The 14,631-nt window shown below is 39.7% G+C and carries 16 protein-coding genes; 9 read left to right on the forward strand and 7 right to left on the reverse strand.

Going from position 1 to position 14,631, the window contains the following annotated elements; all coding sequences use genetic code 11:
• Positions 1 to 52 precede the first annotated feature (52 nt).
• Both ACTJKN_RS20485 and ACTJKN_RS20490 read left to right on the forward strand, forming a co-directional pair.
• Positions 53 to 370, forward strand: a complete 318-nt coding sequence (locus ACTJKN_RS20485) for a rhodanese-like domain-containing protein (protein ID WP_029277953.1) — start codon at positions 53 to 55, stop codon at positions 368 to 370.
• Positions 371 to 500: 130 nt separating this feature from the next.
• Complete coding sequence (locus tag ACTJKN_RS20490; protein WP_029277955.1) at positions 501 to 698, forward strand: DUF6358 family protein; 198 nt, start codon at positions 501 to 503, stop codon at positions 696 to 698.
• A 119-nt stretch (positions 699 to 817) separates the two neighbouring features.
• Here the strand turns inward: ACTJKN_RS20490 and ACTJKN_RS20495 are convergent, their stop codons facing one another.
• Complete coding sequence (locus ACTJKN_RS20495) at positions 818 to 1,849, reverse strand: dipeptide epimerase (RefSeq protein WP_440827601.1); 1,032 nt, start codon at positions 1,847 to 1,849, stop codon at positions 818 to 820.
• 80 nt (positions 1,850 to 1,929) lie between these two features.
• On the opposite strand from ACTJKN_RS20495, the gene ACTJKN_RS20500 reads away from it, so the two are divergent.
• Positions 1,930 to 3,066 carry a hypothetical protein gene (locus tag ACTJKN_RS20500; protein WP_440827602.1) on the forward strand — a complete coding sequence of 379 codons (1,137 nt, stop codon included), beginning with the start codon at positions 1,930 to 1,932 and terminating at the stop codon, positions 3,064 to 3,066.
• Positions 3,067 to 3,227: 161 nt separating this feature from the next.
• Positions 3,228 to 4,211: a hypothetical protein gene (locus tag ACTJKN_RS20505; RefSeq protein ID WP_440827603.1), complete on the forward strand. Its 984-nt coding sequence runs from the start codon at positions 3,228 to 3,230 to the stop codon at positions 4,209 to 4,211.
• A 137-nt stretch (positions 4,212 to 4,348) separates the two neighbouring features.
• On the opposite strand, the gene ACTJKN_RS20510 is transcribed toward ACTJKN_RS20505, so the two are convergent.
• The 3 genes from ACTJKN_RS20510 to ACTJKN_RS20520 are packed head-to-tail and all read right to left on the reverse strand — an operon-like array spanning position 4,349 to position 7,470.
• Complete coding sequence (locus ACTJKN_RS20510) at positions 4,349 to 4,963, reverse strand: rhomboid family intramembrane serine protease (protein WP_230143199.1); 615 nt, start codon at positions 4,961 to 4,963, stop codon at positions 4,349 to 4,351.
• 5 nt (positions 4,964 to 4,968) lie between these two features.
• A complete protein-coding gene (locus ACTJKN_RS20515) occupies positions 4,969 to 6,708 on the reverse strand; it encodes a M14 family zinc carboxypeptidase (protein ID WP_440827604.1) in 1,740 nt (579 codons plus the stop codon).
• 30 nt (positions 6,709 to 6,738) lie between these two features.
• Entirely contained in the window at positions 6,739 to 7,470 is a 732-nt protein-coding gene (locus ACTJKN_RS20520) for a hypothetical protein (RefSeq protein ID WP_440827605.1), read from the reverse strand.
• Positions 7,471 to 7,529: 59 nt separating this feature from the next.
• On the opposite strand from ACTJKN_RS20520, the gene pepT reads away from it, so the two are divergent.
• Positions 7,530 to 8,783 carry a peptidase T gene (gene pepT / locus ACTJKN_RS20525; protein WP_440827606.1) on the forward strand — a complete coding sequence of 418 codons (1,254 nt, stop codon included), beginning with the start codon at positions 7,530 to 7,532 and terminating at the stop codon, positions 8,781 to 8,783.
• A 76-nt stretch (positions 8,784 to 8,859) separates the two neighbouring features.
• Here the strand turns inward: pepT and ACTJKN_RS20530 are convergent, their stop codons facing one another.
• Positions 8,860 to 9,189, reverse strand: a complete 330-nt coding sequence (locus ACTJKN_RS20530; protein ID WP_029277971.1) for a hypothetical protein — start codon at positions 9,187 to 9,189, stop codon at positions 8,860 to 8,862.
• Between the two features lie 151 nt (positions 9,190 to 9,340).
• Between ACTJKN_RS20530 and ACTJKN_RS20535 the strand changes: the two genes are divergently transcribed.
• The 3 genes from ACTJKN_RS20535 (at position 9,341) to ACTJKN_RS20545 (ending at position 11,751) form a co-directional block, all read left to right on the forward strand.
• On the forward strand, positions 9,341 to 10,207 hold the full coding sequence (locus ACTJKN_RS20535) for an aldose 1-epimerase family protein (protein WP_440827607.1): 867 nt from the start codon (positions 9,341 to 9,343) through the stop codon (positions 10,205 to 10,207).
• Between the two features lie 126 nt (positions 10,208 to 10,333).
• Complete coding sequence (locus ACTJKN_RS20540; protein ID WP_440827608.1) at positions 10,334 to 10,765, forward strand: DoxX family membrane protein; 432 nt, start codon at positions 10,334 to 10,336, stop codon at positions 10,763 to 10,765.
• A 560-nt stretch (positions 10,766 to 11,325) separates the two neighbouring features.
• On the forward strand, positions 11,326 to 11,751 hold the full coding sequence (locus tag ACTJKN_RS20545; RefSeq protein WP_440827609.1) for a VOC family protein: 426 nt from the start codon (positions 11,326 to 11,328) through the stop codon (positions 11,749 to 11,751).
• A gap of 31 nt (positions 11,752 to 11,782) precedes the next feature.
• Here ACTJKN_RS20545 and ACTJKN_RS20550 read toward each other — a convergent pair whose 3' ends face one another.
• Positions 11,783 to 12,349, reverse strand: a complete 567-nt coding sequence (locus ACTJKN_RS20550) for a Crp/Fnr family transcriptional regulator (protein ID WP_440827610.1) — start codon at positions 12,347 to 12,349, stop codon at positions 11,783 to 11,785.
• 181 nt (positions 12,350 to 12,530) lie between these two features.
• Here ACTJKN_RS20550 and ACTJKN_RS20555 point away from each other — a divergent pair, with 181 nt between their 5' ends.
• Positions 12,531 to 13,193: a DUF1349 domain-containing protein gene (locus ACTJKN_RS20555; RefSeq protein WP_440827611.1), complete on the forward strand. Its 663-nt coding sequence runs from the start codon at positions 12,531 to 12,533 to the stop codon at positions 13,191 to 13,193.
• Between the two features lie 121 nt (positions 13,194 to 13,314).
• Here ACTJKN_RS20555 and ACTJKN_RS20560 read toward each other — a convergent pair whose 3' ends face one another.
• Positions 13,315 to 14,610 (reverse strand): leucine-rich repeat-containing protein kinase family protein, encoded by a 1,296-nt coding sequence (locus ACTJKN_RS20560; protein ID WP_440827612.1) that lies wholly within the window; start codon positions 14,608 to 14,610, stop codon positions 13,315 to 13,317.
• Positions 14,611 to 14,631 lie beyond the last annotated feature (21 nt).

Consider the following 14,631-nt stretch of genomic DNA (forward strand, 5'->3'; position numbering starts at 1 on the left):
ATGGGGAGGGTAAAGTTCATTTTCCTATATTTGCATAAATACATTTAATAAAATGAAAGAAATATCGGTACAAGAACTAAAAGAGAAAATCGATAACAAAGAAGATTTTCAATTGATTGATGTTCGTGAAACATTCGAATATGAGGTTTCCAATCTTGAAGGCGAGAACATCCCTTTAGGTGGAATTTTAATTGAGGCTGATAAAGTTGCGAAAGATAAGCCGGTAATTATTCAGTGCCGCAGTGGAAAAAGAAGCGCAGCAGCAGTAATGCAGTTGGAGCAACAATACGGATTTGATAATCTTTATAACTTAAAAGGCGGTATTTTAGCTTGGCAAGAAGCTTTTGATCCGAGCATGCCGGTTTACTAATGATAGAATGAGTGAGTTTTGAATGAGTGAATGTTATTAGCATACGCTTATTCAAAATTCATATATCTTTTCTTTGCCTTCAGCCTGTCATTCAATCATTCTCTAATTTCGTCATTCAATCATTTCTACCGTGGGTAAAAAATTTGCTTTAAATATCTTTTATAACCTGGCCATTATCCTTTCTATTTTCGGATTGGTTTGGTGTTATAACAATGCTAAATATCTTCCAGCTGGCTTTTTGGTAGGCACAACGGCTTGTTTGTTCTACTTTAAGTACCAACTTACCAAAGACATCAGAAAAAGCTTTAAAGAAAAAGATCAGAAGTAGCAATTTAATGATAGAATGAGTGAGTTTTTGAATGAGTGAATATTATGATATAACATCTAAAACCTATATATCATACGCGCCCAGGCTCCTAAATAATTCTGTCATTCAATAACTCTACTTTAAAGAAAAAGATCAGGAGTAGCACCTGCTAAGCCTAAACCGGGCAACTCTTTTAAAATATACTTACCGTTTTCGAAAGCTGGATCAGTAAAGGGGTTATTCTTGGTGAGCCATGGCCCATCCAAATCGGCCCAGTTACATAAAGGAGCCAAAGCCGCTGCGGCCAAAGTGGCACAACTGGTTTCGCTCATACAGCCAATCAGCACTTTCATCCCAAAAGAACGGGCTTTCAAAATCATCTGATGCCCTTCATACATGCCGCAGCTTTTCATCAGTTTTACATTAATGCCATGGTAAGCGCCTTTCAGTTTGTCCATGTCGGCTAAACGCTGTACGGCTTCATCAGCCAACAAAGGAATCGGACTGCGCTCTGTTAGCCAGGCATTCCCATCGAGGTTGTTTTTGTCCATAGGCTGCTCAATTAACACCACGCCCTGGTTATGCAGCCAATAAATTAAATCAATTGCTTTAATTTTATCTGCCCAACCCTGATTAGCATCCACATATAAGGGTACATTGGTCATACTCCTAATGGTTTCAATAATTTCCTGATCGTTATCCCTCCCCAGTTTAACTTTGATCACTTTAAAAGCTTCGGCATCTTTCAGTTTTTCGCGGATTACTTCAGGCGTATCAATCCCAATGGTATAAGAAGTTACCGGCATATTAACAGGATCTGCGCCGTAAATTTCATAACAGGGTTTATTTAACAGCTTTCCATTGATATCGTTAAGGGCAATATCTATTGCCGCTTTAATGGCAGGTTGACCTGGAGCAAGGCTATCCAGATAGCTAATCATTTCTTTGAAATCGAATGGATACTGGATTTTATCCCAATCTACAAGGCTAAGAAATGCCGCAGCACTTTCATAGCTCTCGCCCATATAAGGTACCATAGAGGCCTCACCATAACCTGTAACACCTTCATGTTCGATCTTTAACAGCATTAAGGGGGTGCTGGTACGGGTAAATTTCGAGATCGAAAAAGGATGTTTTAATTCTAATTCAAATTGTCTGCAACTAATCTTCATTATCAATCGTCTTCTAAATAAATAAGGTAATTATCGCTTTGCAAATTATCTTTGTTTTTATTAACGCAACTACCACTGCCATGAAAAACATTTCAAGATTACGGTATTTTATTTATTTATCCTTAATAATTATTGGGGGATGTACCACAGGAAAAAAAGCCTTACAAAAAGGTGATTACGATGCTTCGGTTGCTAAAGCAGTAAGCAGATTGCAAAACTCGCCAAAAAACAGCGAAGCCATGCAGGTGCTAAAAACAGGATACGATTTGGCCTTACAGGATCATTTAAGAAAAATTGAAGAGGCAAAGGCATCTAACGACCTTTTCAGATGGGAATCGGTGATGTACGATTATCAAAAAATCAATCAATTGGCTGATGAGATCAATAGCTGCCCAGCCTGTTTAACGGTTGTTCCAGGTCCGACAAAATACATCAATGAACTTGCTGATAGTAAATACAATGCAGCTGCCGCAAGATATAATTCAGGTTTGGGCTATTTAAGAGAAAACAACCGCCAATCGGCTAAAAAGGCATATTACGAATTTGAGAAAACACAGAATCTTCAGCCAAATTATAAAGATGTAAAGGCTAAAATGGACGATGCCTATTGGGCTGCGGTAACCAGGGTTGTTGTTCAGCCGATTATTGTAAACAGCGGCATGTACAAATTAAGCGCTGATTATTTTCAGCAGCAGATTGATCAGTTTATCGGAAATTACTCAAGAAATAAGTTTGTGATATTTTATGGCGAGGCTCAGGCAACCAACCAAAAAATTGTTCCCGATCAGGTATTGAGTTTAAACTTTGATGATTTTGTGGTAGGCCAAACCTATGTAAAAGAAAGGGTAGAAAAGCTGAAACGCGACAGCGTAGTAATCGGCGAAACCCGTGGAAAAAAACCAATTTACGGTACAGTAAAAGCCACCTTAAGCATTTTCGAAAAGAACATCTCTTCATCGGGATTATTGGATATGAGCATTACCGATTGGAGCACAAAAAAACTGGTACGCCAGCAGAAATTCCCTGGAACTTATGTATGGAGAGATAATTGGGCAACCTATAAAGGTGATGACAGGGCGCTGAGTAAACAGCAATTGGCCATTACCCGAAGGAGGGAGCAACTGCCCCCACCACCAAGTGCTTTGTTTTTAGAATTTACCAAACCCATTTATAACCAGCTGGTTGATGATATCAGTTATTATTACAACAACTACTAAACCTCACCCTATTTGAGGAACTGCTTTGCGCACTACCTGTGCATCCCTCTCCTGCAGGAGAGGGAAACGGAGGACATTGCTATACTACCACTGCTAACATGGTGAGGTGGTTGTAATCCCTGCGTTAAAATAAAATATCGTTGCAAAGCCCTAAAAATATAATGGCTAATATTGCAGTGATGAATACCGGCTTATACAATCCTTTCCAAAACTTCGATTTTTTATACAAAATCTGCTTCCTAAGCGGCAAAACTTTTAATTCGCCTGTTGTTCAGGTGCCGTTAATACCAAAATGGTTGTTAGAGCAAGCTGGTTTAAGCGGCGAAGAACAGATCCAGTTCTTGGATGAGAGTATCCGTTCGTATAACACCTTGGTTATCCCGGTAAACAGCGAGGTAAACGAGCAGTTTTTAACCCCGCTTGAACACAAGATCGAAACGGCCTTTGCAACTGGATACGATGCCGTTTCTGCATTGCCCGAACTGGATCTTTTTAACTGGATCGGCAAGTTTTTATATGGCTTTGTCTATATCGAAATGCATTCGGCCTTACGTAAAGAAATGACTGCCGACGGTTTAAATATGTCGCAATCTTTAATGATGAAATTTGCCAATCTGAATTTCATGATGCAGAACCTGTATACCAGCCTGGAGTTTGAAGATTTTTCGCCATGGTCTATCACGGTCGTAAAATTAGAAAACGAAGAAACACCGTTCAGTTTCCGTGATGAGATAAACACTTTAACCTTCTCGTTAAAAATGAAAGATTTTGGTATCATCGCCTGTTTACAGGATAATGGCACCAATAAACGCTATCATCAGGATATCATCAACGAAATAAAAGGAAAAGCTTTAACCGCCGAACAGTTTGAAGAGCTAAGTGCGCGTTTTTATTACTCTGCCTATCTGTTTAACCGCTTGCCAGAATATACTTTTATGCCAGTAGAAGGCACCACTTACATCGAGGCTATGCCTTTACGGGGCAACATGACCAAACCCCTTTTTGATGTTTGGCAACATAAAGTATATGCCCAGGTGTTGGAAAACTTCTGGAAACCATGGGGTTATGTGGTATTCGAGATTATAAAAAACCCTGATGAGCCGATGAGTTTCTTCGAGAAGCCTTATTTGCCTACGGCGGGGTAATAAATTCAGGTCGTCACCCTGAATTCATTTCAGGGCCTATCTTGCATGAAAGATGCTGACCACGAAGTAGCTACAAGACAATTGAAAACACTATCCTACTTGTAAAATAAATTCAGCATGACGGTCGCATGCGAAAACTACCTCCCGCCAGTTAACATGGTTATAAAGTTCTGCAAAATGCCCGGAACAAAAATGATCGTAAAAATCAATCCGGTTAACGCGCCAAAAAAGTGTGCATCATGATTGATGTGATCTCTTGAATTGCGGGAAGCATAAGCGCAATAAATTAAATACAGAATCCCAAAAACTACAGCAGGAATGCCGATGGGAATAAACATGATGTAAATTTTAGACATTGGATTAAACAAAATATAGCTAAAAAGCACTGCACTAATCGCTCCGGATGCACCAAGGCTATTGTAGTTAAAATGATCTTTATGTTTAATAACGGTGGGTAAATCACTCAGCACCAGCCCCAAAAAATACAGTAATCCAAACTGCCAACTCCCCATTAATCTTTCCAGTGTAAAGGCAAAAGCATAGAAGGTAAACATATTAAAAAACAGGTGCATCCAATCGGCATGTACAAGCCCGCTGGTAATCAAAGTATATACATTCTGTCCTTTCGAAACACTATACGGATGCAGCATAAATTTTCCGTAAATGGAGTGATCGTAAAAAGCATATAAGCTAGTAATAATGGTAAAAACGAAAATTACGGAGGCAACTGGTGCAATATTGAAGTATTCCATGGGGGTTATTTTAAATCGAGTTTTATGTCTGTAACCAAACGGGCTACCGGATATCTATTGTGTGTTTTTTCGTAATAATCAGAATTTTTATATACAAAATCAAGTTGTGCGGCCGCATTCTTCGCAAATTCGGCGTCTGAAGCTTTTTTCGCCTCCAGTTTATGCTTTAGTTCTGGATTATTGTTCAGGAGCGCTGTTGCCGTATCTTCAAAAACGTATGCCGAATAATGTTCCTTCATATCCAGAATTGAATCGAAAAAGTTCCAGTTGAAATAAGAATCAGTAGCCTGTGGCTCTAGTGTTTCTACAATGTACCGGTTAACAGGCTGGTTAACATAAACCACAAAATCGCCAGCGTAATACTGAAGGTTCTGTTTTAGCGTATTCAATTTTACGGCTGAGTGCAGATAGTGCCCTTCATAGGGCCTTGTTCCGGTTTTAAAATCGCCGATATAATAACTTTCTACTTCAATTTTCTGATCGGCTTTAAGTTCCCGCAGTTTAACATTATTCAGTTTAAGCAGGGCAATTACGCGGTCCCAGGCTTTCGGAATAATGTAGGCAACCGGTTTTTGAACTGACACCGCAGGTTCGAACTTGTTCCATTCTTTAATGGTTTTGGTGTAAGGTTTACTGCGGTCGTAATATAAACGATCAGCGCCGCTTACCGTACTGGGTTTTTGCCCGGCCTCAAAGCCTTTAAAGGTCAGATCGTTTACCTCGCTTTTATTCAGTTTCCATTCTAAAGGAAATTCCTTTTGTGCAGCAACAAGTTCGTCGGCCTTCCGCTTATTCTCTCCAATAACCTTAGCATCGCGTTCTACAAGTTGAATATAGGTTTGCAAAAGCTTGTAAGTAGCATCCACACGCAAATCGTATGCCTTTAGCATATGCGTTTCAGGCATAAAACCTATAGTATTGTGCAGCGTGGTGTATCCGGTAGAATAACGTGGGGGATCTATAAATCCGGTTATTCCGCTTTCTGGCGTTTCGCCTATCGAGTTTACATAGGGAATCATCGGGTAACCCATCTTCTCCATTCCCTTATATAGATCAGGCACCAATGTTTTAGTTAAATAACCCGAAAGAATCGGGTTCAGCTTATCTTTTTGTGTAGGGATAAGCGTCATTACATATTGATAATCTGCGCCATTGCTGGTGTGTGTATCTATAAATATTTCGGGCTGCCAGGTATTAAAAATGAGCTGAAACGCCGCTGAATTTTTCGAATCGGTTTTAATGAAATCACGGTTCAGATCGAGGTTCTTGCTATTGCCCCTAAAACCATAAGCAACCGGTCCGTTCTGATTGGCCCTTGATGTTCCGCTACGGTTAAAACTGCCATCTATATTGTACAGGGGAATAATGCAGATCACCACATCTTTTGGCAGTTTACCTGTCTTAAGCAGATCGCGGGCAAGCATCATCGATGCATCCACCCCCTCTGGTTCGCCCGGATGAATGCCGTTGTTGATCAATAAAATCCTTTTATTCTGCTTTCTAATCTCCAAAGGATCAAAAACCCGATCGCGCGACAAAACCAATACATGTAAAGGCTTACCAAAATCTGTACTTCCATAGGTAAACAATTTGGCCTGTGGATAAGTCTTGGTCAGGTTTTCGTAATAGGTTATAGCAGCATTGTAAGTGGAAGTTTCAATTTTTCCGCTCAGCTCGAAAGGTGTTTTTTGTGCGTCAGCTTTTAATCTCATCGAAAGCAAACAAAACACAAAGAATTTTTTCATGCCTTAAATCTAAGAAATGAAATGATGTTATTAAAGGGTTTTACGATAAGATTTAATCGTTCCCAACATATATTTAAAGCCTATGGTATAAACGTTGTAAACATCCGGCGAATTGTTCGCGAACTTGGCGCTCGAATCGTTATAACCATCCAAACCTTCGCCAAAAGTATAGTTCGACTGTGCATTAATGTTTATAACGTACCTCATATAGCCATAACCATCGTTGATGAAATAGTTAAATCCGAAGTTTAAGGGTACCGCCATGTTAAGGCCTTTATCTTTTCCAGGGAAAGGACCATAGCCAGGATCGTATGCTGCCCAGCTTGGTTTGTACCGCACAATATCGGTAATCTTGTTGTTAACTATCCCTATACCCAAACCCACATACAAACCCCTTAAATTGTATAAAAACTCGCTTTTATCGTAGTTCACCACCTCACCAAGCATTAGCTTTACATTGGCTGTAATGGCGGTATATTGGTTTATAAACTGACGGTTGTGCGGATCGGTTTCAATATCTCCACCTTGAATCCTACCATACTGCCCTTCTAAACCCAGCGTTACAAATGGCGTGATATGATAATCGAATACGCCATACGCTGTGTAACCAAAACTTCCTTTGTACACATCGGTATAAGATTTGTTTATTCCTCCACCAAAACCATACGACATTTTAAAGTAATTAGATTGGGCAAAAGAAAAACTTCCTATAAAAACAAGCAGAAGGGTTATATATGTAGCTCTCAGCAGATTAAAAATCATATCGTTTTTTTACAAAAATAATATGTTTATCGAATATCCATAACTTTTACCTTTGAATTATGAGCACATACACCAACTTTAACAAATCTCTGGAGCAGCGGTTTATAAAATATGCGAAGATTGATACCCAATCTGATCCAAATTCTCCAACTTGCCCATCAACCCTAAAACAAAAAAACTTAGGTAAAGAATTGGTTCAGGAACTGTTAGAAATTGGCGTTACTGATGCCGAAATGGACGATAACGGCTATGTGTATGGTACAATCCCGTCAAATACAAACAAGCAGTTGCCGGTAATTTTCTTCTGTTCGCACATGGATACCTCGCCCGATTGTAGCGGTGAAAATGTTAAACCGATTATTCATGACAATTATCAAGGACAAGACTTAATTCTGCCAGATGACAACAATATTATCATAAAATTGTCTGAGCACAAAGACCTAAAGCACCAGATTGGCAACAATATTATCACGGCAAGCGGAACAACTTTATTGGGGGCCGATAATAAAGCAGGCTTAGCAGAAATTATGGAAGCGGCTGCCTTTTTAATGCGCAATCCTGATGTAAAACACGGAACCATAAAGCTACTTTTTACCCCTGATGAAGAAATAGGCCGCGGCGTAGATAAAGCCGATTTAAAGAAACTAGGTGCCGATTTTGGCTATACCATAGATGGGGAAACGCTGGGTTCAATCGAAGATGAAACTTTTTCTGCCGATGGCGCCACCCTTAAAATTTATGGCGTAAGCACTCACCCAGGCTTTGCCAAGGGCAAAATGGAAAGCGCCATTAAGATCCTTGCCGAAATTTTAGATTCACTGCCAAAAAATACCCTCACACCAGAAGCTACACATCAAAAAGAAGGATTTATCCACCCGGTAAGCATGAACGGACAGGTAGAAGAGGCAGAAGCACAGTTTATCATCAGAGATTTTACCGATGAAAAACTAGCCTCACATGGGCAGTTTTTAGAAGAAACCGTAAAAAAGGTGATGGCTAAATACCCAAAGTCTACCTATAAAATTAATATTAAAGCACAGTACCGCAACATGAAACAGGTGTTGGATCAGCATCCTAAAATTGTACAATACGGAATTGAAGCCATTGAACGAGCAGGTGTGGTGGCAAAACAACAAAGTATCCGTGGCGGAACCGATGGCTCGCGACTTTCTTACATGGGCTTACCTTGCCCCAATATTTTTGCCGGAGAACATGCTTTTCATAGTAAACAGGAATGGGTAAGTGTGCAGGACATGGAAAAAGCGGTACAAACCATTATTAACATTGCCTGTATTTGGGAAGAGCGTGGGTAGTTGAAACAGTTCGGAGTTGGCAGTTTTGAGTTCGGAGCCGTATCCAACTCCAAACGCCCAACTCCAGCCCCCAAACTCAATAGGAGGCTTGTCCAATATCCAACCTCGCTATTTTTCCTTCTTTGTTTACCTTAAATTTAAAGCAGGTTTTAAAATCGCCCCATTGGTCGGAGTGGAAATGGCCATAAACCTCCAATCCGTTGTTTTCAACTTTATCTATACTGGTAAAACGCTCATGCCCCAGCGCTTTCTTAAAGAAGTTATTAAATTTCATCTGGTTTCCGTCGTCGTAAAAGGCAACATCGATAGCAAATAAAGGAAACCATGTTTTTTCATCGCCTTTTTGCAATGCGGTAATAGCGGCCTTCACTTTTGCATTTGATAATTTTGTTAAATCTATCGCCATGGGTTTCTGATTTTATTTTAAGCGAAAGTAAATGCGCGGGTAATAAAATAAATAACGCTTTAAGCTTTCATTTGCTTAAGCTTTTAGTAGTGATCAAAATTAATAAAAAAGATATTTTTAAAATACATCTTTTTGTTAATTTAGACTGCAAATGATAACTCTCGAGAACGATTATATAAAAGTTAGCCTGGCGGCTAAAGGCGCAGAACTTCAAGGCTTATTTAGTAAAGAAACCAAGCTGGAATATTTATGGAATGCCAACCCAAAATATTGGGCAAAAAACAGTCCGGTTTTATTTCCCATTGTTGGCTCATTAAAAAACAACAGTTTTACCTATCAAGGTAAAAGCTATGAGCTGCCACGCCATGGTTTCGCCCGCGATCATGTTTTTAATATCGAAAAAATAAGTGAGACCGAAGCCATTTTTAGCTTAACCCAAAATGAAGATACCTTAAAAATATATCCCTTTTATTTTGAGCTGAAACTGAGGTACCGGCTAATCGACAGGAAACTGAATTTAACTTACGAGGTAATAAACACAGGTACTGCCGAGCTTTTGTTTTCAATTGGTGCACACCCGGCATTTGCGGTGCCCAATACCCCCAATACTGTTTACGAAGATTATTATCTGGCTTTTAATGCCGATGAGAAATTAACTTTCTGGAAACTCGAAGAGGGTTTAGTGGCCGACGAAACAGCGCTGATTGAACTTGGCGGCCACAGGTTAAACCTTAAACACGATTTGTTTTATAACGATGCGCTGGTTTTTAAAACCCTGCAGAGCAATTGCATCAGCTTGCTCAACAACAAAAACGATTACGGCCTGCATTTCCATTTTGAAGATTTCCATTTCTTTGGCATTTGGGCAGCTACCGATGCCCCTTTTATTTGTTTAGAGCCCTGGTGTGGCGTGGCCGATGGCGTTAACCACGATCAGGAATTAACACGCAAAGAGGGAATAGTAAAGCTCGGGGCAGGCGAAAACTGGTTGCGGTTTTGGGAAGTAGAGTGTTTCTAGGTGGCTTACCATGCGTAAGGAAAAATAGCCCGGCAGCCTTCATTTCTTAATCCACATTAAGAAAGTTGTAATACATAAGTACTAAATTGCAGTACATTGAATACAACAATAAGCTGTTAAAACAAGATGAAAAATACGCCGCATTTTGCACAATTATTTCTTCGACTAGCCCTAAGCATCGGTTTTATTCTACCCGTTATGGATCGCTTTGGCTGGCTGGGCACACCAGGCTCGCCAACAGTTAGCTGGGGCAATTGGTCGGTATTTTTAGATTATACCAACACTTTAATGCCTTTTTTAGTAAGGCCAGCAGCCAATGTAATGGCTATTATTGCCACCGCCGGCGAATTGGTTTTTGCGGTATTGCTTATCGTTGGGTACAAAATTAAGTTGGCGGCTATGGGTAGTTTTTTACTAACACTTGCCTTTGCCCTCTCTATGTTCATCTTTGCAAATTACAGGGCCCCTTTTAATTATTCTGTTTTCGTAGTAAGTGCCGCCAGTTTGTTGTTAGCAACCTTGCCTTCTTATAAATGGAGTATTGAAGCAAACAAATAATTATCCACATTAAAATTTATGTTTCGCGTGTGGTGAAAACCACTACCCATAAAGGGGTATTTTTACCTTTTAATTTGATGTTAACATGTTGATAACTATATTTATAATGTTAAAATTAAATCAACGGGACGATTTAGATTAAAACGCGAAACCTTTCAGCAATGAAAGGTTTTTTTTTGCAAAAAAAAACACGCCCTCAAAAGCGGACGTGTCTACTCAAATCTAAAATTATTTTGGGACGATTGAGAATTATTTCATTAAATGTTTAATACCCTGATACAAATATGAAAAAGATCAGGGATTTATTTCCGTTCAGTTTTATTCATCTGTATAAGAATAACTTATCCAAAATGCTATTATAAAATGAATAAAACATTTTAGTCTATTTAAAAACAGTGTTTTCTCAAGATCGGCACCCTATATAAGCTCGTCGCAACAAGGTGGAACCATACAAGGTTATTATTTGAGGATGTCGAAAACGCCCTTACATTTGTCTCAAGTACACCCATTTTATCCTTAAAAGGTGCAGTAACTTAGTTGCAAACAAAATAAATAAGATTATGGCTACCATGCACCCTTACTTAAACTTCGACGGCAAGGCCGAAGAAGCTTTTAATTTTTATAAATCGGTTTTTGGCGGAGAATTTACCTTCTTTGCAAAAATGGGCGATGCACCCGAATCGGATAAATTAACCAATGAGGAAAAAAACCGTGTAATGCACGTAGCCTTACCCATTAATGAGCATACGGTTTTAATGGCGTCAGACTGTGTACCTTCTGCAGGGCATGTACTTAAAGAAGGCAATAACATGTACATTAACCTTAATGCCGAGAGCCGCGAAGATGCCGATCGCTTATTTAACGGACTTTCTGCAGGTGGCACCATCGAAATGCCAATGGACGATATGTTCTGGGGCGATTACTTCGGTAGCTTTAAAGACAGGTTCGGTATTCAATGGATGGTTAATTTTAGCAGCCAAAAATAAAATAAAGCCCTTATTGTTCCCCCTACGATAACTAGAGCGATAAACGGCTCAAAGTTTCTCTGGTAACCCCCAAATAGGACGCGATAAGGGTTTTCGAAATCCTCTTTTGTAAAGATGGGTATTGATTGCGCCATTGTTTGTAACGCTCGCCCGCATTATTACTCAATAGCGCCAATACCCGTTTTTGCAAAGCCATGTTACCTGTGGTGTACTTTTTCCTAAAAAAGTATTCCATTTTCCGGGAAGAGGCACAAAGTTTTTCCTTGTTCTCAAAAGAGATAGAAAGGGTTTCGGTATCTTCAATACAATCTACATTTAAGGTTGCCGGCATTCCGGTGTTAAAAGCATTCGGGTCTGAGAACCACCATTCTTCCATGGCAAGTTGTAAAATGTATTCTTTGCCCTCATGGTCGGTATAAGAAGACTTCACAATTCCTTTCAGTACAAAATGTTCGCAACTGGCTACATCACCTGCCTGAATTATATATTGATGTTTTTTATATTTCCGCTTGGTAAAAAAAGATTCGGCATATTGAAATTCTTCATCTGTTAAACAAACAATCTGATCAATATGCGCCCTTAAAAAATTTGTTTCCATGTTTCTGATACAATGCACAAATGTACTGTTTATTGAAGATTTATGAACCTTGGACAATTGTCCTTATCTGGCAAACGTGATAATAATCACGCTAAAATAGTGATCTATGTCCTTTCCAAAAGCTGATGCTTGCTTTAAGTTTGCAATACACAAACACGCAAAACCAACCGCTAACACACAAATGAAACTTAAATTACTAACCGCCATAGCCTTACTGGCGATATTAAACACACAAAAATCAGCTGCCCAGAGCCTTGCCAAAATGAACTGGTTTAACGAACCTGAAAAGTGGGAAATCAAGGATAAAAATACATTTAGCTTATTTGTTCCTGCCAAAACAGATTACTGGCGAATTTCGCATTATGGCTTTACCGTTGATGATGCCCCTTTTTATTATGCCACTTATGGTGGTGAATTTGAGGTAAAAGTAAAAATTACCGGCAACTATGTAACCACTTTCGATCAGATGGGTATTATGCTCCGAATTAATGAAGAAGAATGGATTAAGGCGGGAGTAGAATTTGTAAATGGCAAACAAAATGTAAGTGCGGTGGTTACGCATAAAACAAGCGACTGGAGCGTAGTAGAATTGGCACAGGCGCCGGTATCTATCTGGATGAAAGCTGTTAGAAAACTTGATGCAGTTGAGATTTTTTACTCCCTGGATGATAAAAAATATACCATGATCCGTACGTGTTATTTTAAGGATAATGCGCCTGTAATGGTGGGCCTTGTGGCTGCCTGTCCTGATGGCAAGGGTTTTAACGCCACATTTGAAAATTTCAAGGTTACACCCACGCCAGATCAGCGCAGGTTAGATTGGGCAAAAAAACAGCAGAATTAATTTTTTTATAAAGTGGCCGTCATTTCGAGCGAAGTACAACGCAGCCGAGAATCTATATAGAGGGTATTTTTTGACTTAGATCTCTCCGTTTCGCTGCGCTACAGTCGAGATGATGATTTTTCTATTGGAACGCTTCAACCAAATCCTGAAAACCAGGCCTGTTTAATGGCGATGCAACTAAACAGGCATCTCTTAGGGCGCTCAAAGTATTCAAACATGCGCTGCTTACCGTTTCGTTTTTTAAAGAAAGTAAATCATCGAGCAGGTAACCATAAGCACTAACTTCTATCCGTTCCAGCGCAAAGGCGAGCGCATCATCAGCCTGATCATAAAAACTTGCGGCGCCGAAATCGCCGAACAAGGTACTGCCCTCATCATCAATTAGTATATTGTGTGCATATAAATCGCCATGCATAATCCCAGCCTCGTGCAATTGTGCAGCTAAGGAGGCAATGGTTTTGGCAATACTCAGCAACTGTTTTTCCGACAGCTGCATACCTTCAGGAAAAACATCCCTGGTGCAGCTTTCCAAACTCGGCGGCTGACCTAAATTATAAAAATGATGAGGAATGAGGTCCATCACCAGTCCTTTTTTATCCTCTGGGTGCAGGGTAATCTGTCCGATTAAATTAACCAAGCCGGGATGGTAACCAGCAGCAATGTAGGCCGTCATTTCATCTTCCGGCAAGCCATCACTGGTTACATTTCCCTTAAATATTTTAACGGCTACCTCTTGGGTTTCATCACCAATGGTCCGATTTGCTTTTGAGATTATACCCGATGCGCCTTCACCCAATAAATGGTTAATCTCCAAATCGTGCCAATTAATTAACGAAAGTGTTTCTACAGCCGGTGTTTTACTAAAGTTGTTCCCCGAAAATGCAATCCACGAAAGTTTAGGCATCCTGGCAATCCATTGGGGCAGTTCATGCAGTTTATTAGCAGCAATCCGCAGTAACGATAAATTTTGGCAATTACTTAATTCATCGGGCAATTGCACCAAACGGTTGCCCGATAACATCAGCTTTTGCATCCGTTTACACTGCCCAATCTCTTTTGGTAATTCGGCAATGTTGTTGTTTGTTAAAATCAGCCAGCGCAGATTAGGATTCAGTGATTTCGCAGGCACCGTTTTAATCTGGTTAGACTTAAAACCTGCAATATCCAATAAAGGGCAGTCGGCCAATTGCTCAGGCATAACCGTGAAAAGGTTTTCTGAACAGAAGAAAATCTTCAATTTCTTTAAACGGCCAAAATCTGCAGGTAATGCACTTAATTTATTAAAAGATAAATCCAGCACTTCCAAAGTATCGGCCAACTCGAATATTTCGTTTGGAAACTCGGTTAGGTTTTCAGAAAGTTTTAACGATACTGCTCCTTTAAGTTCGCCGCTTTGTAGTGCTAACAGGTTTTGCATAGGTGTACTGGTTTTAATAAT

The organism is Pedobacter sp. 22163, from assembly GCF_052045595.1.
Taxonomy (GTDB): Bacteria; Bacteroidota; Bacteroidia; order Sphingobacteriales; family Sphingobacteriaceae; genus Pedobacter.